Raw genomic sequence first — 16,721 nt, forward strand, 5'->3', positions numbered from 1 at the left:
AAAGGAAAGAGATGGACGACAGAGCGACTAGCATGCGCGCGGACGAGCCGGAAGCGATCCTTCACGGCGGCGATCTCGCTGCGATCAGCCGTCGCTATCCGGATGCGCCACAGCCGTGGATCGATCTGTCGACCGGCATCAACCCGATCCCCTATCCCGTGCCGGCGATCCCGGCTGAGAGCTGGGCGCGTCTGCCTGGCAAATACGAGATTGACGCTTTACGCGCAGCGGCCGCGGCTCGCCATGGCGTGGCAGAGCCCGACATGATCGTTGCCGCGCCCGGCACGCAGGCGCTCTTGCAGATCCTGCCCAGACTGCGCCCACCCGCGACCGTCGCCGTGCTCGCGCCGACCTATGAGGAGCATGCGCTGTGCTGGCGCCGTTGCGGTCATCGCGTCAGTCTGGTCGATGATCTCGATGCGCTCGCTGGCGCCGATGTCGCCGTGGTCGTGAATCCCAACAATCCGACCGGCCGCCTGCTGCCGCGCGACGCACTGGTCAGCATCGCAGCGGGGCTGCGCCGGCGCGATAGTCTGCTGATCGTCGACGAAGCATTCATCGATCTTTATCCCGCCGATGCCAGCCTGGCAGCCGACCTGCCGCCGGCTACGATCGTGCTGCGCTCGTTCGGCAAGGTCTACGGCCTTGCCGGCGTCCGCCTCGGTTTCGCGATCGGCTCCGTCGACATTGTACGGCAACTCCGTGATGCGCTCGGGCCTTGGGCCGTGTCCGGACCGGCGCTCGCGATCGGAACGACGGCGTTGGCGGATGAAAACTGGTTGCACCAGACACGCGCCCGTCTCGCGAAGGATTGTTCGCGCATTGACGATCTTCTGAGCAAGGCCGGCTGCGCGGTCCTCGGCGGCACGCCGCTGTTCAGACTGATCACATCGCCGAGCGCGCCTGACATTGCCGAGCGGCTCGCCCGCCATGGCATCCATGTCCGGCGTTTTCCGGCTCAAACAAGCTGGCTGCGCTTCGGCCTGCCGGGCCATGAGACAGGCTGGCAGCGGCTGGCGCAGGCGCTCGGCAGCGCGTCCTAGCCGAGAACGCAGGCGGCCAGCAGCAGCGTTTCCGTGACCTCGATGCTGGCGCCGTGGCAATCGCCGGTGATGCCGCCGAGCCGCCATTGCCAATAGAACGCGATTCCCGGAACCAGAGCGATCGCGATCAGCGTCGGCACCGCACCGGCCAGCGCGCCGATCGCGAGCGCGCCGCCCCAGGCGACGATGACGTTCCAGCCGACGCTGTTCGAGATGCTCGCCCCCAGCCCTGGCTTCAACGACAGCAGGGTCTTATTGCAGATCAAAGTCCCCCAGCGTGCCCAGGCCGGGATCAGCACCAGCGCCCAGGCCGTCGGGCCCGTCGCCAGCTCGGCGATCAGCACCAGCTTGGCGGCCATCTGCAAGCTGATCGCGACGACGGCAAAGCTGCCGGCATGGGGATCGCCCAGCACGGCGATGAAGCGTTCCGGCTTGCCATGCGAGGCGCCGAACGCGTCGGCGACGTCGCCGAGCCCATCGAGATGCAGCGCGCCGGTGATCCCGATCCAGGCGACCAGCACGGTCAGCGAGACGATCCAGGGATCGGCATCATGAAAAAGGCGGGCGACCAGCGCCAGACAGGCGCCAATCACCAGTCCGGCTGCCGGAAACCAGACCGACGCCCGTGCAAGATCGTCCGGTCGCGACTCAGCGACCCGCGGTGTCGGCAGCCGTGTCAGGAACTGCAATGCGATCCAGAATTCACGCAGACTCATGGCTGGATGATCTCGACGATTTCGCCCCAAGATACACCATCACCGCCCTGCCCGGCTTCGAGCGTGATACGCGTGCCGGGCCGGATGCGCAGGCTCCACAGCTGGCGCAGCGGCCAGCCGAGCAGATGCGAGAGCGCTGCGCGCATGGCGCCGCCATGCGCCACCACCAGAACCGGCGCAGGCTCGGGCCGGACAAGGATACGATGTGTTGCGCGCGCCACTCGCGCCTGCAAATCGGACCAGCTCTCACCGCCCGGCGCCCGGATTACAGCATCGGCATGGAAGGCGTCGAGCAAGGCTTCGCCTCCGGGCTCCGCGGCGATGTCGCGATGCGTCCGCCCGTCCCAGAGGCCGAAATCGAGCTCGCTCCAATCCGCGTCGATGTCCAGCGCGCAGCCGGTCAGCCGGGCATAATCCTCCGCTGCCGCACGTGCGCGCGCCAACGGCGAGCTGACGACGCTGCGCCAGATCCGGCTCTGCGTCTGCCGCCGGAATTGATCCCAGCCGAGGTCGCTGAGCGGCGGGTCGGTACGGCCGTCGAGATGGCCGTCCCGTCCTGTCGTCCCGTGCCGCAGCAGATCGATCCGCATCAGGCTTCGCGACCCGATACGGCGGCCTCGGCGAACGTCGCCATGCCGTTGTGGAGTGCGCAGGCGAGCCGGATGATCGGCAGCGCAGTGGCGGCGCCCGAGGCCTCGCCGAGCCGCAGATCGAGGTCGATCAGCGGACGGGCACCGAGCGCGTCGAGCACGATGGCGTGGCCGCGCTCGGCCGAGCGATGCGAGAACAGCAGCCACGGACGGCAGGAGGGATTGAGGCGGACGGCGACCAGCGCCGCGACCGAGACGATGAAGCCGTCGACCAGCACCGGCCAGCGCCGCTGCGCGGCGGCGACGATCGCGCCGGCCATCGCAATGATCTCGAAGCCGCCGACGGCAGCCAGGACGTCCGCGACGGCCGCTCCCGCCGTGAGCCCGTGTCGCCCCAACGCATCGGCAATCACCGCAGCCTTCCTCGCCCGTCCGTCGGCGTCGAGCCCGGTGCCGCTGCCGACGATGTCCGCGGGCGCGCATGACAGCAGCGCAGCGGCGATCGCTGCCGCCGACGTCGTGTTGCCGATCCCCATCTCGCCGAAGATCACGAGCTGCGGCGCGTGATCGGCCTGCCGCGCCACCGCGCGCCGTCCGGCGTCGGCCGCGAACGCAACCTCCTCCGGCGTCAGCGCCGCCCCGGTGCTGAAGTCGCGCGTGCCGCGCCGCGGCTTGTCGACGACGACACCGGGCACCGGCTCATCCGCCAGCGTACCGACATCGACCACCTCGAGCGGACAGCCCAGGCTGCGCACCAGCACCGAGATCGCCGCGCCACCGGCCGCGAAGTTGTGCAGCATCTGCACCGTCACTTCCGGCGGATACGCCGACACGCCCCGTGCCGCGATGCCATGGTCCCCCGCGAACAGCACCACCGGGACCCTATCGGCCCCCGGCCGCTCCAACGCCTGCAGCGCCGCCAGCTCGACCGCCACCTGCTCCAATCGCCCAAGGGCGCCAATCGGCTTGGTCAACTGGGCCTGGCGTTCCAGCGCCGCCTGCCGATGGAGCTCGGACGGGGCCACACAATCAAGGCTGATCCATTCGGGAAGCACCACGGATCCTTTCAGCATCACTCGGGTTCGGGACGATTGCCACCGCGAGGCGGCCGAGACAAGCTCCGTGAGGCGCCCTATTGTCATCGAACCGTCATCGAACGTGACGACAGGTGGCTGCCACCCAGCCCGAAAGACTCTCATGGAATACTTCCGCCGCTTCACCTTCCTGTTCGCCGCTCCCGTGTTCGAGACCGACGACCTTGCGGGCGTCCGCTTCAACCAGATCATCGAGGAGATCCAGCGCTCGGGCTTCGAGGTGGTGCGCGCCCGCAAGCTGGAGGACGCCGAGATCGCCGTGCAGACGGATGCCGCGATCGGCTGCATGGTCGTCGATTGGGGCAAGAAGGGCCTGGAAGGCAAGACGGCGTCGCTGATCAACCTGATGCGCCGTCGCGGACTGGACTTCCCGATCATCCTCCTGATCCGCCGCAAGCGGTTCGAGGATCTGCCGGTCGAGGTGCTCGACTTCATCGACGGATACGTCTTCCTGTCGGAGGAGACTCCCGCCTTCATCGCCAAGAACCTGGTCAGCCGGCTGAAGCAATATGCCGAGACACTGAAGACGCCATTCTTCGGCGCGCTGGTCGACTACGCCGAGGAAGGCAACCAGCTCTGGACCTGCCCCGGCCACAATGGCGGCGTGTTCTATAGCCGCAGCCCGATCGGTCGGGTGTTCGTCGAGCATCTCGGCGAGGCCGTGTTCCGGGACGACCTCGACAATTCCGTGCTCGATCTCGGCGATCTCCTGACCCATGAGGGGCCGGCGCTGCGCGCGCAGAAGGAAGCGGCGCAGATCTTTGGCGCCGAGAAGACCTATTTCGTCCTCAACGGTACCTCGACCTCCAACAAGGTCGTGCTCGGGGCCCTGGTCACCGACGGCGACCTCGTGCTGTTCGACCGCAACAACCACAAGGCCGCCCATCACGGCGCGCTGCTGATCTCCGGCGGCGTCCCGATCTACGTCCCAACGGTTCGCAACCCCTGGGGCCTGATCGGCCCGATGCGCTGGGATCTGCTCGATGAGGAGCACCTCCGGCAACAGATCCGCGACAACCCGCTGGTCAGGGACCCCGACGCTTGGCGCAAGCCACGCCCATTCCGCGTCGCAGTGGTCGAGCAGTGCACCTATGACGGCACGATCCACAGCGCCGAGATGATCCTGAAGCGGATCGGGCACCTCTGCGACTACATCATGTTCGACGAGGCCTGGGCGGGCTTCATGAAATTCCACCCGCTCTACGCCGGCCGCTTCGCCATGGGCCTCGGCGATCTCGGGCCCGACGCCCCCGGCATCATCGCCACGCAATCGACCCACAAGCAGCTCGCGAGCTTCTCCCAGGCCTCGCAGATCCACGTCAAGGACCGCCACATCAAGGGGCAGCGGCGGCGGATCGAGCATCGCCGCTTCAACGAAAGCTTCATGCAGCACGCCTCGACCTCGCCGTTCTACCCGCTGTTCGCCTCGCTGGACGTCGGCGCGCAGATGATGAAGGGCCGCTCCGGCGAGGTCCTGTGGGACGACACGATCCGGCTTGGCATCGAGTTGCGCAAGAAGATCCGGGCGATGCGCCGCGAATTCGAGGAGAAGGAGAAGGATCCGGCGCGGCGCTGGTTCTTCGAGCCATTCGTTCCGGATCGCGTATCGATCCCCGATGCGGCCAATCCCGGGGCTAGCCACGACGTGGCCTGGGAGGCGCTCTCGACCGACCAGCTCGCGACCGATGCCGCGCTGTGGCAGCTCGCGCCCGGGGCGGCATGGCACGGCTTTCCGGATCTCGCCGCTGGCTTCACCATGACCGACCCCAACAAGCTGACCCTGCTGACCCCGGGGTTCGATCGCGCCACCGGCGGCTATGCCGAGCACGGCATCCCGGCTCCGATCGTCGCGCAATATCTGCGCGAGAACCGCATCGTGGCGGAGAAGAACGACCTCAACTCGCTGCTCTTCCTGCTGACGCCGGGGGTCGAGGCGAGCAAGGCCGGAACCCTGATCAGCGGCCTGGTCGCGTTCAAGCGGCTCCACGATGACAACGTGCTGCTGGAGGACGCGATTCCGGAGTTCACCCGCAAGCGCTTTGCGCGTTACGGCAAGCTGCGGCTGCGCGACCTCTGCGCCGAGATGCACCGCTTCTACCGCGAGGCCGAGGTGAGCGCGCTGCAGGCGAAGCAGTTCCAGCCGCAGCACTTGCCCGAGATCGCGATGTCGCCGCGCGAGGCGGCGCGTGCGTTGATGCGCAACGAGGTCGACTACCTGCCGATCGACCAGATCGCCGGGCGCATCGCGACGACGCCGTTCGTGGTCTATCCGCCGGGCATCGCCACCATCGTTCCGGGCGAACGGCTGTCCGAACGCGCCCAGCCGATGATCGATTACCTCAAGATGTTCGAGCGGGCGTTCAACGCCTATCCCGGTTTCGACGTCGAGATCCAGGGGCTGTACAAGGAGCTCGACGAGTCCGGCCGGATCCGGCTCCATACCTATGTCTGCGCAGAGTAATTCGAACCATGGACAGCGCGATCACGGCTCGCGAGACCGAGCCGCCGGTCCTCGTCAGGCCGTCACGCGACGAAGATGTCGAGGCCATGCTCTCGATCTACCGGCGGCACGTCCGCCGCGGGGTCGAGGACAGCGCCGCCGGTTCCGGGGCGCCCGAGCCGGACGATCTCAAGCAGCGGCGCAAGAATCTGCGCAATCATCGGCTGCCACATCTGGTCGCGACATTCCGCGGCGAGGTCGTGGGCTATGCCTATGTCGTCCTGTTCAGGAAGCGGCCAGCCTATCGGTTCGCGGTCAAGCATTCGATCTATGTCCACCATGAGCATCTCGGCCGTGGCGTCGGCCGGCTGCTGATGCAGGCGCTGATCGATGCTTCCGCAGCGGCCGGATATCGCCAGATGATCGGCTATATCGACGCCGACAACGTCGCCTCGCTCGGCATCCATGAGCGCTTCGGGTTCGCCAGGGTGGGGCTGCTTCCGGGCGTCGCCTACCGTTACGGCCGCTGGTGCGACACCGTGATGGTGCAGCGCTCGCTGGGCCCCGGGGCCAGCGACGCACCGGCTGGGCTGCGCCGCTGAGCCGCAAGGTCAGGAGGGAAAGTCGGCCGCCTTCACCTCGATGCGGTCGGCATGCAGCGACCAGTCGCGCAGCTCCTGCTGTTGGCAGAACCGGGACTTTGCGATCTCTGCAGCTTCGTCTTCGCTCTCGGCCTCAACCTCCAGCGTGCTCTGGCAAATCTCGCACTGGCGGCCGTTCTCGCCCAGCACGTCCTTCATGAAATGGATGACATAGCGCGACATGCAACCTCCTGTCTCTCACGGAGTGCTCGGAGGTGATGTTACCGCGCTTCCCAGCTCGCTGTTGACCGATATCAAGCGGTCGATGCAAATATTTGACGCAGCTCGTGGAACCGGCGCTCAGGCACCGACCGAAGGCAGGCTCGCCGCGGCGATTGCGACGAACTGCGAGACGGCGCGACGGACGCGGCCGTGGGTCGACTTCAGGATCGCGTTCAGCCTGCGCATCGGACCAACTTCCCTTCCGCGCCGAGCGAAAAACGTGGCCTAAGCTCATGGCGCCACAGGAAAAATGATCAGCCTTCATCGAGCTGTCGAGACAGCTCGGAAAATAGCAATGTCCGCTTCGCGGAAGCCGCCCCGGAGAGAAGATTTGCTGCCACCTCGCGGCTTGCGACGCATGAAATCTTCTCCTCGCAATTCCCCTCTCGCGGCTAGGCGGGTGTCACTCCGAATGCCTCGCGGAAACGGGCGCTGTAGCGCGGCCAGGCCTCGGGGTTGATGAGGCGCGGCGGCCGCCCGCCGTCGAGCGTGGCGAGCAGTTGCTCGGCGGCGATCCGGCCCATGTTCTGCCGCGCCTCGCGAGTCACGCCGGCCGTATGGGGACTCGCCAGCACGTTGTCGAACTGGAGCAGCGGATGGTCCGGCGGCGGCGGCTCCTTGGCCCAGACGTCGAGGCCGGCGCCGGCGATGCGCTTTTCGCTGAGGGCGGCGAACAGCGCCTCCTCGTCATGGATGAAGCCGCGGGCGGTGGTGACGAAATAGGCGTGTGGCTGCATCAGTGCGAACTCGCGGGCGCCAATCATGCCCCGGCTCTCCTTGGTGAGCGGGCAGTTGATCGAGACGAAATCAGAGCGCCGCATCAGGTCATCGAGTTCCACCTTCTCCGCGCCGCGTGCCGCGATCTCCTCCGGCGAGAGATACGGGTCATAGGCCAGCACCGCCATGCCGAGGAGGCCGCGGCACAGCTCGGCAACCCGGCGGCCGACATGGCCAAGCCCGACGATCCCGATCGTCCGCCCCTGCACCTCGTTGCCGATCAGATCGTTGCGGTTGACGTCGCGCTCCCGCCGCAGCCGGCGGTCGGACTGGATGATGCGCTTCGACAGGGTCAGCATCATGCCGAGCGTGTGCTCGGCCACCGAATGCGCGTTGCCGCCGGACTGGTTCACGACGAGGACGCCGGCCCCGGTGCAGGCGTCGACGTCGACCGGGTCGTATCCAGCCCCGTTGCTCGACACGACGAGGAGGTTTGGGGCGCGGCGCAGCAGGTCTGCATCGACATGGAAGCGCGGCGCGAGCTCGTCGCGGGCCGCCCCGATCTGGTAGGCGTGAGCCGCCGCGAGGATCGGCGCCGTCTCGGCCTCGGAGCTCTCGTTCTCCAGCCGGTCGAGCCGGACGTCGGGGCGTGCGGCGAGCAGCTCGCTGAAGATCGGGTGCGCCAGATATTTGACGTAGAACACGCGCTTGGAATTCGCGGCCATGAACAGGCGACCTCCTGGTGTCTTGGTTCTTGATGTCGGACTTGAAAGGCGGATGCCTGACCGGCCGGGCCGGCATGTTGACAATCGTCCCGGTGCCGTCAAGCTCAGCGCCAACAGCGCCCCCATCAGGGACGACCGGAGGAACAGCAATGGCCGCCGATGCCGATGCGGCGCGATCCGCAAGCACCGTGCCGAATTGGCACGAGATCGTGCTGCAGACCTTCAAGCGCAACGCCGTCGACCTCATCCCCTACGTTCCCGACCGCGTCCTGACGCCGCTGATCCACAGCCTGCACGACGATCCGTTCTTCACGACGTTTGCGACGGCGCGCGAGGAGGAAGCGGTCGGCATTCTCGCAGGCGCCTGGATGGGCGGGCGGCGCGGCGCGCTCCTGATGCAGACATCGGGCTTCGCCACGCTCGCCAACGTGCTGGCCTCGCTGGTCGTGCCCTGCCAGATCCCGCTGATCATGATCGTGTCCGAGCGTGGCACGCTCGGCGAATTCAACTACGGCCAGTCGCTGGTGTGCCGAACCATGCGCCCGGTGCTCGACGCGCTGGCGATGGAGCATCACACCACGACGCGCCTCGACGAGCTCGAATTCATCATGGACCGCTCGATCAAGCAGGCGGTGGCGACGCAGGCGCCGGTGGCGCTCATCCTGTCGCCGCTGCTGACCGGCGGAAAGGTGTTCGCATGAGCGCGACCATCAGCAACACCAAGATCATGAACCGCACCGACCTCACCTGCCGGCTGGTCGCGAAACTCAAGCACGAGGAAGCTGTCATCGGCGGCATCGGCAACACCAATTTCGATCTGTGGGCGGCGGGCCCGCGGCCGCAGAATTTCTACATGCTCGGCAGCATGGGGCTTGCCTGTCCGATCGCGCTCGGCGTCGCCCTGGCGCAGCCGCAGCGCCGGGTGTTCGCGCTCGAGGGCGACGGCTCGCTGCTGATGCAGCTCGGCTGCCTGACCACGATTGCGACGCTGGCGCCGAAAAATTTGGCCATCATCGTCATGGACAACGGCATCTACCAGATCACCGGCAGCCAGCCGACCTCGGCCCGGCAGGCCGACATTGTCGCCATTGCCGCCGGTTGCGGCATTGGCGCCAGCCATTGGGCTGTAGACGAAGAGGATTTCGAACGCTTGATCGATGTTGCGTTCGAGGCGCCCGGTCCAGTGCTGATTGCGGCGAAGATCGACGACAAGCCCGGTACGGGCGCCACCAGGCGCGATCCGGCACAGATCCGCGAGCGCTTCATGCAGGGTCTGGGAGTCCGGCAGCCGATCTGAGGCGCCGGACGAAAGCTGTTCGCGGTACGATGAGAAGGCCATGTTCCGGCTTCCGAGCCACGTTAACTAAACCGGTGCCTCAAGCGACCGTGACCCCGGTTCGTGGCCCGGAACGTGCTAAGCAGCGTCCATGAAGATCGCGATCCGCCTCTCGGCCTGGCTGCTCGCCGCAGCCGTTGCCTTCGCAACGCTGGGTCCGCCCAGCTATAGGCCCCATTCGCAGCTTGGACAGGACGGCGAACACGCCCTCGCCTTCATCCTGATCGGCCTTGCGTTCGGCCTCGCCTATCGCAGTCATCGGCTGCTGACCACCGGGATTGCGGTGATCCTGATCGGTGCACTCGAACTCGCGCAGTTCCTGGCGCCAGGGCGTCACGCACGGCTGGAAGACTTCGTCGTCGACGCCGCGACCGCCTGCATCGGATTCGGCCTGTCCGCGGCCATCGACTGGCTCATCCGACAGATCCGCACGCAAACCGCATGACAAGAGGCCCCGCCGCTGATGCGACGAGGCCCCTGCCTGTCAGAATGTCAGATCACTCGATGATCTTGATGACGCGGCGGGTGCGCGGATCGACGATCACGCGGCGATCGTTCACGACGGCATAGCGATACTCGGTGTAGCGCGGTACCGGACGCAGTTCGACGGTGGCGGGCAGCGGCTCGCCGACCACGACACGCTCATGGACGACCACCGACGGCGCGCGCTCGGCCTCGATCGAGTTGATGACCGCGTTCGGAATCTCCAGGCCCGCACCGACGGCGGCGCCGACCGTGCCACCAACCATGGCGCCGACCGGACCGGCAACGGCGCCGCCGGCCGCAGCACCATTGGCGGCACCTTCGACGGTCGTGGACTGGGCGAACGCAGCGGTCGACGCCAGCAGCGAGGTGGCGATCAGCGAAACGGCAAGACGGGTTCTCATCATTGTCTCTCCTCCAGTGCTTTCGAGATGCCGTTCAACACCAAGGGATCGCCTGCAGTTCCGGTTCCAAATGGCCGAAACTTCATCATGCCAAGGGAACCATCATGCCAAGGGAACCAAGCCTCGAACTCTTCACCATCGTCGGAGATGATGGAGAGATTGCTCAGTTGCTATCCACGTTTCAAACAACCGCGCGCAGGTTCGCACTCTCGCGGCGGATCACGCCCGAGTCCTGCGATCGATCGCCCTCCGATGACATCGAGAGGGCGCAGGGAATGCCGGGTGAAGGCCTCACCCATGGCCCGCCTGCTGAAAAAAATGCAGGCGGCAGGTACCACAGGCAAAGCCGATCAACCGGCATTCCCTGCGCGGCGGTCTTAACGCTTCTTTCGCGCTCTCCTCGGGGACCGGCTGATTGACCCCGTCGCTCGCGCGAGAGCTAAGCTCTCGTCGCGCGCTTGACCTCGGCACCGGGAGGCCAGGACCACACGACTTCGCGTCCGTGATGTGTCGTTCGTCCGCATGCGCAAGCACATGCTGCGACACCTCACGGCCACCGCATCCCTGCCCCACGTGTCGTGACGATCGCGCGCAACGTCCCTCTCATCGAGGCAGGATGCGCACATCATGCACGATTTCTGAAAAATGGAAAGCGATTTCTTGGCGTCGCAGCGATGTGCGCGAGATCAGCTTGATTTCGTGGACGAATTCGATTCGTCCGATGCGGCGTGTCGTAGCCCTGGCGGCGCTCGTTTCAACCACGTGAGCACAAAGTGCCCAGACTGATTTGCCCGACGAGCGCGTGCAACCCTTGTCCTTCGGATCGCTTCTGGCCCGTCACGACCTTCCCGGTCGATGGCGGCGATGTCCGCGCTGGAGGCCACATCGGAGCAAATCTTGGAATGGTCAGCAGACAGCTCTTGACCAAAGTGGAACCGGCAGCCGTTATTGCGCAAGGCGATGGAGTTCGGTCGATCGGATGATGGACAGATGAGGCTGGTGAGGGTGACGCTGGTCGCGGCGTTCATGCTTGGGAGCATGCAACCGAGTCATGCTGCCGTGCGCATTGTTTTCGATCAGGGCGGACGGATTGGAAACTATATCGACAGGTTCAAAGTTTTACGCGACTTCGGCGCGTCCGTCATCATCGACGGGATCTGCGCCGGCGCCTGCACGCTCGTGCTGGCGTACATTCCCCACGACAGCATCTGCGTGACCCCAAGAGCCGTATTCGGCTTCAGGGTCGCCGACAATCCTGGGCCCGATGGGAAGGCTATTCCCAACCCTGAAGCCACGCAGATGCTCTATGATCGTTACCCACCCGCAGTCAGGCAATGGATTACGCGGCACGGCGGCATGACCGCGCGCGCGATCTACCTCCGCGGCCGGCAACTCCAAGCGCTGTATCGGCCCTGCACCACCGATGTGGAAGGTGGACGAGGCCAGCCACGGTAGCCAATGCCCACGGATGATGCTGCGCCGGGTCACCATGACGAGGCGATCCCGCAGTGGCCGGGCTCGAGGCCACCCAAGAGTTCTCGGATTCAAACCCCGACTCTGAAGCCGAGCCGCGTCTTGAACTGCTAGAGGACTGTAAACACGCCGGTGATTTTGACGGCTCTACGCCTCAACGGCAGCTTGCGTTTTGTCGGCGATATTACGGGCTCACTCGTGAAGCTGCCATGTCTGCTTCGGACCATGTCGGACCTTCCCGTCTGCGGGGCAGGTCCGTTGTTAGGGTCGAATCGGAAGCAAGCGGTCGGGCGCGTGGAGGGCGCGTTTGACCCAAAGCCGACTTGATGTCTCGGCTCTAACGGCGTTCTTGCCCTGCTGCATAACGGTTCATGTCCTTTACGGCTGCATTGAACGCAACCCTGATCTCGGACTGACTAAATGAGCGATCCCAAAGCTCGGTCATGAGGAAATTGATGATCTGACTTAGAGGGTCGCGATCAACAAAAGCGCCTCTCTCTCGTAGCTTTTTGCAGTGCTCAGCCAAACCTGCAGCGGCGTCGGCTGCCGCAAGATAGGCTCGTTCATCCTCAGTCAGATCATCTGGATTGTCGGCCGTCATTCGGTTCCTGCCGCCATCATTATCGATAAGTTCGCTACATCGGGCTCTTTCCTAGCCGTCGCAAGATAAAGAATGCGCGAAAAAACTAAGAAGAAATGAGACGGCTTGGCATGTCCGGAATTGGGCCCTTTCCGGACCTTCCGGAGTGGCGCTGAGAATGTCCGCTCTCGGGCCCGATCGGAAGTAGGCGCCGGAGTGCCTCAGGGCCCCTTTTGACCCCAAGCGACCCACCAAGGCTTGCTTTCATCAACTCTCGCCAGCCGACGGAACATTCCGGGTTGACACCGGTTCGCCCAAGTTCCAGTGCGCGTGGAGCCGACACGCGTTTTCTCAAGGGGTCCGCTGATGTCATCGTCCGATGTGGTCAGGAGTGCTCACGACCGCCGTCAACGAAGGCTGCTGATCGTGTTGGCCTTGGGATTTGTCGCCTTTGGCGCCGCCGCGGCGGGCCTGTTCTACGTCTTGCAGCCCGAAACTCTCCGGATCGCCGTCGGACCGGCGGCGAGCGACGACCACAAGGTGGTCCAGGCGATGGCCGACGCCTTCGGTGAGGAAAGCAGGACCGTCCGGCTCTCCCCGATCACGACCGGCGGAGCGGCTGAATCCCTGGCCCTGCTGGCCGCCGACAAAACCGACCTGGCGGTCGGCCGCGGCGACCTCGGCATGCCGCCCGATGCGCAAACACTGGCCGTCCTGCGCAAGAACTATGTCGTGCTGTGGTCGCCCTCCGGGCGACGCGGCAACGAGCCCAAGCAGAAGGCCGGCGGCAAGATCGCAGATATCGCCCATCTGGCAGGTCACAAGGTCGGCATCATCGGGAGGACCGGAGCAAACGTCGCGGTGCTCCAGGCCATTCTGGAGGGCTCCGGCGTGCAACCCGATAAGGTTGCCACGGTTCAATTCGGGACAGACGAGATCGAGAAGCTTGCGCAAGACCCCACCCTCGATGCGTATCTCGCCGTCGGTCCGCTCGACAGCAGGATCACGGTGGACGCCATCACCGCGACCTCCCGAGCCCGCGGAGCTCCGACGTTTCTTCCGATCGAAGCATCGGAGGCCATTGCCCTGAAGCATCCGCGCTACGAGGCCGAGGAAATTCCAGCCAGCGTCTTCAACGCGAAACCGGCCTGGCCGGAGGACAAGGTCGACACGATCAGCGTCAATCACCTGATCCTGGCCAAGAAGGAGCTTTCAGAAGCCAAGGCGGCGGCCTTCTACCGGCAGCTTTTCGCGGTCCGCGACACGATCACGCAAGGCCTCGCCGGCGCTTCGCACATCACGAAGCCCGATACCGAGAAGGAGACCGAGCCTTCCGTACATCGAGGCGCCGCGGCGGTGATCAACGGCACGGAGCGAACCTTTCTGGACAAGTACAGCGATTATTTCTGGTTCGCCTTGCTCGTACTTTCCGGCATCGGTTCGGCCGCCGAATGGCTGCGCCGCTATCTGAACCGGGATGAACTGGAGGACGACACCAGCGGCCGCAACCGCATTCTTGCGGTGGTTTCGGAGGTGCGCAATGCCGGCTCGGAACACGATCTGCTGAGCTGGCAACGAGAGGTCGACGGGATCATCGCCGAGACACTCAAGGGCTATGACGATGGAGCCATCGAACCAGAGGACTTGGCGGCATTCGGCCTGGTCCTCGAACTCTTCAACCATGCCGTCGCCGAAAGGCGAGCGACGCTGCCAAGCGGCGCCCCCGATCAAGCATGGACGCCAAGTCCAACCCTCGCCTCTCGGCGATAGGCTCGGCTCATGAGGAGGAGATTTCGTGCGTCGACACCAGTTCGAACGCACCTTGCCACCGGACTTTTTCGATGTTCTGGACGGAGGGCGCCGCGTGGCGAGCGCGTCGCAGCATCCGCAAACAGCCATCGGGCGCGACAGATCGACGGCAGTGCGATGCCGCCGCGCCGTTCAGTCGATGATGCCCGGCCCTTCGGTCATTGCGCGCGCAACGCCCTCCTTCATCTGCCTCACCACATCCGGCGCGTGCCCCTGCCAATGAACGACCTCGGCAATGACGCGCAGAGGCGCGCGGGATCGATGAGACCGCGTCGGATTTCCCGGGAACTTCTTGTCCGTCAGGTTCGGGTCGTCAACGAACGGACCTGTGGGCTCGACGACGTAGATCCGTCCCCGTCCGTCACCGGCAGCCAACTCGGCGCCCCAGATCGCCGCATCCAGCGTCGCCGTGAAGTAGACCCAGGACATCGGCTCCGCCTCGGTGAAGTTGGACGGATACCCGACAGCGATCAGGTCGCCCGGCCGCAGATCGGCGCGCGTGCCGTGGAAGAAGGATTGCGCAAACACGGTCGCAACAGATGACATCAGTGACCTCGGATGGGTTTCCAGCACTCGTCATCTGCCGCGGAGCGACGGTCGAATGCAAATGATCGTTTCGTCTGTTGAAGACATTGTCGGCGACCTATCGCCTCTCTCGTTCCGCAACCTAGCTGGTCCACCAGCGCCGCGTGGCCTGGCACGTCTCCAGCGCCCGCTGGTAGCCGGCGCGGACTCGCAGCCGGGTCATGTATGCTTGCTCCGCATCACCGAACACCACACCGACGTTCTTCCGCGCCATCTCGAGCGCGTAGCCCACCGAAATGTCCGCCGCGGTGAACGCATCGCCGGCCATGTATGGCCCGCGCTCCAGCCGTCGCGTCACCAGGCTCAATCGGGTCGTGAACACGTCCATCGCCTGCCGCGCGCTCCAGTTGTTGCGCTCGCTTTCAGGCGCAAGGTGCCGGGCTCCCGAAACGAAATAAAGCGAGGCTGCGAGGCCCGCCTCACCGAGGTGGAGAAACTGCTGATAGGCAGGAAAAGCAACATCATGTGCCGCGGGCGCCAGCGCTGTCGGCCCATACCGCCCCAAGATGTATTCCATGATCGCAACGGACTCGACCATCGTGACGTCGCCATCGCGGATCGCCGGAATGAATCCGGCGGGATTGATCGTCAGGAACTCGGCGTCGTTCTCGACCCCGGCCAGGAGATCCACATCCCGCAGCCGGTATGGGAGGTCCATCTCTTCCAGCAACCAGACGACCCGGAAGCCTCTGCCCTCTCCGAACACTGTGATCATCGCTCGCAACCTCCTCCGTTGTCCGCTCCCAGGACGGCCCTCCGTTCGTCAGCCCGACATGCGGCCGGAGATTTTCTCAGCGGCTCCTCGAACTCCGGCTTGGCGCAGCACATCGTGATCAGACTCGAAGATGAAAAGACGCACTAAAGATGTCGGCGGCTAGCCCATCCCAAACCGTCCAAACAGGTGGGAGCACAGCCCGCTTTCAGGTCTGAAGCAGAAGCAGGCGACCAAGGCCCTCAATGGCTGCATTTGGCCCGCAGCGGGCATCCTAAGCCTACGAAACGAGCTGGGATCAGCGGCTCGAAAGTGTTTGGATAGCCCGCCACGCTGCCTTTCGAACGTGACCGTCGACGCCCGAGGACAGCTGTGACAACACTGGTAGAATGTCAGGGACTGAAAACTTCTCGGCTAACTCGCAAGCCCATTGCCGGTGTCGGGCAAGCTCATCAACTTGGAATGCATCGAAAAGCGTTCGCCAATGGGCAGAGTGGGCTCGCTGCCGCAGGACCCAAGCAGCTTCGCGCCGAATTTCATTTTCCGAGGCGTCGTTGTAGATGCGAAACACCGTCGGAAAATCTGCATCGACCCAGATTTTACCCAGCGTGCGAATAGCGGTTTGCCGTGTCGCTTTGGATGGATTTGCCAGTAGAGCTACCACAAGCTCGTGCGCCTCTTGCAACTCCCATTGTGCGACGACTTCACACGCTGTGCGCACAACGTATTCTGATGGATCACGGAGAGCCCTCAAAATGATAGAGCGCAACTCGCGCCCATGTGGGTGACGTCCGATTGCATCAATAGCCGCCCGTCGTTCAAATTGATCTTCGAGTCCGGCTGCGTTGGCCAGTGCCTTTAGTGCCGCCGCACCTTCTTGCAAGGCGAGTTTGCGTATGACTTGGTGGGTAGTCGGCGGGTGCGCGCCGGAGGGCGAATTGCAGGACACGACAGCGTTCCAATGTAGGATTGTTCTACTGTTGCACCAAGCGGGGCAGTTCTGCAATTGGCCGATTCCGTTGAAAAAGTCGCCAGTTGCGACGCAGGGATATCAGTGATTCAGTCTGTCTAGTTGGCAGGACTGAAGGTCATGATGGGGCATCGGCAAGTCGAACAGGCTGCGTTGTTCTATGAGTTCTCGCTGGAAAGGC

The 16,721-nt window shown here is 64.7% G+C and carries 18 protein-coding genes; 8 read left to right on the top strand and 10 right to left on the bottom strand.

Annotated elements, in window-relative coordinates:
- Positions 1 to 11: 11 nt before the first annotated feature.
- Positions 12 to 1,043 (top strand): threonine-phosphate decarboxylase CobD, encoded by a 1,032-nt coding sequence (gene cobD, locus QX048_RS34930; RefSeq protein ID WP_316201052.1) that lies wholly within the window; start codon positions 12 to 14, stop codon positions 1,041 to 1,043.
- Here the strand turns inward: cobD and QX048_RS34935 are convergent.
- The 3 genes from QX048_RS34935 to cobT are packed head-to-tail and all read right to left on the bottom strand — an operon-like array spanning position 1,040 to position 3,404.
- Positions 1,040 to 1,759, bottom strand: coding sequence for an adenosylcobinamide-GDP ribazoletransferase (locus QX048_RS34935; RefSeq protein WP_316201051.1), 720 nt, complete (start codon positions 1,757 to 1,759; stop codon positions 1,040 to 1,042). The genes cobD and QX048_RS34935 overlap by 4 nt on opposite strands.
- Positions 1,756 to 2,349: a histidine phosphatase family protein gene (locus QX048_RS34940; protein WP_316201050.1), complete on the bottom strand. Its 594-nt coding sequence runs from the start codon at positions 2,347 to 2,349 to the stop codon at positions 1,756 to 1,758. The genes QX048_RS34935 and QX048_RS34940 overlap by 4 nt, the downstream gene beginning before the upstream one ends.
- Positions 2,349 to 3,404, bottom strand: coding sequence for a nicotinate-nucleotide--dimethylbenzimidazole phosphoribosyltransferase (cobT, locus tag QX048_RS34945; RefSeq protein WP_316188181.1), 1,056 nt, complete (start codon positions 3,402 to 3,404; stop codon positions 2,349 to 2,351). Before cobT ends, QX048_RS34940 begins: the two co-directional genes overlap by 1 nt.
- Before the next feature lie 142 nt (positions 3,405 to 3,546).
- Here cobT and QX048_RS34950 point away from each other — a divergent pair, with 142 nt between their 5' ends.
- Together QX048_RS34950 and QX048_RS34955 are read left to right on the top strand one after the other, a co-directional pair.
- Positions 3,547 to 5,904 (top strand): Orn/Lys/Arg decarboxylase N-terminal domain-containing protein, encoded by a 2,358-nt coding sequence (locus QX048_RS34950; protein WP_315718424.1) that lies wholly within the window; start codon positions 3,547 to 3,549, stop codon positions 5,902 to 5,904.
- A gap of 8 nt (positions 5,905 to 5,912) precedes the next feature.
- Positions 5,913 to 6,485 carry a GNAT family N-acetyltransferase gene (locus tag QX048_RS34955; protein ID WP_315828438.1) on the top strand — a complete coding sequence of 191 codons (573 nt, stop codon included), beginning with the start codon at positions 5,913 to 5,915 and terminating at the stop codon, positions 6,483 to 6,485.
- Between the two features lie 9 nt (positions 6,486 to 6,494).
- Here the strand turns inward: QX048_RS34955 and QX048_RS34960 are convergent, their stop codons facing one another.
- Positions 6,495 to 6,707 (bottom strand): hypothetical protein, encoded by a 213-nt coding sequence (locus QX048_RS34960; protein ID WP_316201049.1) that lies wholly within the window; start codon positions 6,705 to 6,707, stop codon positions 6,495 to 6,497.
- Positions 6,708 to 7,138: 431 nt separating this feature from the next.
- On the bottom strand, positions 7,139 to 8,188 hold the full coding sequence (locus tag QX048_RS34965) for a hydroxyacid dehydrogenase (protein ID WP_316201048.1): 1,050 nt from the start codon (positions 8,186 to 8,188) through the stop codon (positions 7,139 to 7,141).
- A 149-nt stretch (positions 8,189 to 8,337) separates the two neighbouring features.
- Between QX048_RS34965 and QX048_RS34970 the strand changes: the two genes are divergently transcribed.
- The 3 genes from QX048_RS34970 (at position 8,338) to QX048_RS34980 (ending at position 9,969) form a co-directional block, all read left to right on the top strand.
- Complete coding sequence (locus tag QX048_RS34970; RefSeq protein WP_315754547.1) at positions 8,338 to 8,889, top strand: thiamine pyrophosphate-binding protein; 552 nt, start codon at positions 8,338 to 8,340, stop codon at positions 8,887 to 8,889.
- Positions 8,886 to 9,485 carry a thiamine pyrophosphate-dependent enzyme gene (locus tag QX048_RS34975; protein ID WP_315828440.1) on the top strand — a complete coding sequence of 200 codons (600 nt, stop codon included), beginning with the start codon at positions 8,886 to 8,888 and terminating at the stop codon, positions 9,483 to 9,485. Before QX048_RS34970 ends, QX048_RS34975 begins: the two co-directional genes overlap by 4 nt.
- Positions 9,486 to 9,615: 130 nt before the next feature.
- Positions 9,616 to 9,969: a VanZ family protein gene (locus tag QX048_RS34980; protein WP_315718418.1), complete on the top strand. Its 354-nt coding sequence runs from the start codon at positions 9,616 to 9,618 to the stop codon at positions 9,967 to 9,969.
- A gap of 52 nt (positions 9,970 to 10,021) precedes the next feature.
- Here QX048_RS34980 and QX048_RS34985 read toward each other — a convergent pair whose 3' ends face one another.
- Positions 10,022 to 10,411 (bottom strand): DUF1236 domain-containing protein, encoded by a 390-nt coding sequence (locus QX048_RS34985; RefSeq protein ID WP_315718467.1) that lies wholly within the window; start codon positions 10,409 to 10,411, stop codon positions 10,022 to 10,024.
- A gap of 948 nt (positions 10,412 to 11,359) precedes the next feature.
- Between QX048_RS34985 and QX048_RS34990 the strand changes: the two genes are divergently transcribed.
- Positions 11,360 to 11,866 (top strand): hypothetical protein, encoded by a 507-nt coding sequence (locus tag QX048_RS34990; RefSeq protein ID WP_315828441.1) that lies wholly within the window; start codon positions 11,360 to 11,362, stop codon positions 11,864 to 11,866.
- Positions 11,867 to 12,221: 355 nt separating this feature from the next.
- Here QX048_RS34990 and QX048_RS34995 read toward each other — a convergent pair whose 3' ends face one another.
- The gene (locus tag QX048_RS34995) at positions 12,222 to 12,485 is read right to left on the bottom strand and encodes a hypothetical protein (protein ID WP_315828442.1); all 264 of its coding nucleotides are present in this window, start codon (positions 12,483 to 12,485) and stop codon (positions 12,222 to 12,224) included.
- A gap of 345 nt (positions 12,486 to 12,830) precedes the next feature.
- Here QX048_RS34995 and QX048_RS35000 point away from each other — a divergent pair, with 345 nt between their 5' ends.
- Complete coding sequence (locus QX048_RS35000; RefSeq protein ID WP_315828443.1) at positions 12,831 to 14,234, top strand: ABC transporter substrate-binding protein; 1,404 nt, start codon at positions 12,831 to 12,833, stop codon at positions 14,232 to 14,234.
- 171 nt (positions 14,235 to 14,405) lie between these two features.
- On the opposite strand, the gene arr is transcribed toward QX048_RS35000, so the two are convergent.
- The 3 genes from arr to QX048_RS35015 form a co-directional block, all read right to left on the bottom strand.
- Positions 14,406 to 14,819 (bottom strand): NAD(+)--rifampin ADP-ribosyltransferase, encoded by a 414-nt coding sequence (gene arr / locus QX048_RS35005; protein ID WP_315718415.1) that lies wholly within the window; start codon positions 14,817 to 14,819, stop codon positions 14,406 to 14,408.
- Between the two features lie 121 nt (positions 14,820 to 14,940).
- Positions 14,941 to 15,573, bottom strand: a complete 633-nt coding sequence (locus QX048_RS35010) for a glutathione S-transferase family protein (RefSeq protein WP_315718414.1) — start codon at positions 15,571 to 15,573, stop codon at positions 14,941 to 14,943.
- Between the two features lie 295 nt (positions 15,574 to 15,868).
- Positions 15,869 to 16,453 (bottom strand): HEAT repeat domain-containing protein, encoded by a 585-nt coding sequence (locus QX048_RS35015; protein WP_315828444.1) that lies wholly within the window; start codon positions 16,451 to 16,453, stop codon positions 15,869 to 15,871.
- Positions 16,454 to 16,721 lie beyond the last annotated feature (268 nt).

The organism is Bradyrhizobium sp. SZCCHNS30572, from assembly GCF_032484415.1.
GTDB lineage: Bacteria > Pseudomonadota > Alphaproteobacteria > Rhizobiales > Xanthobacteraceae > Bradyrhizobium.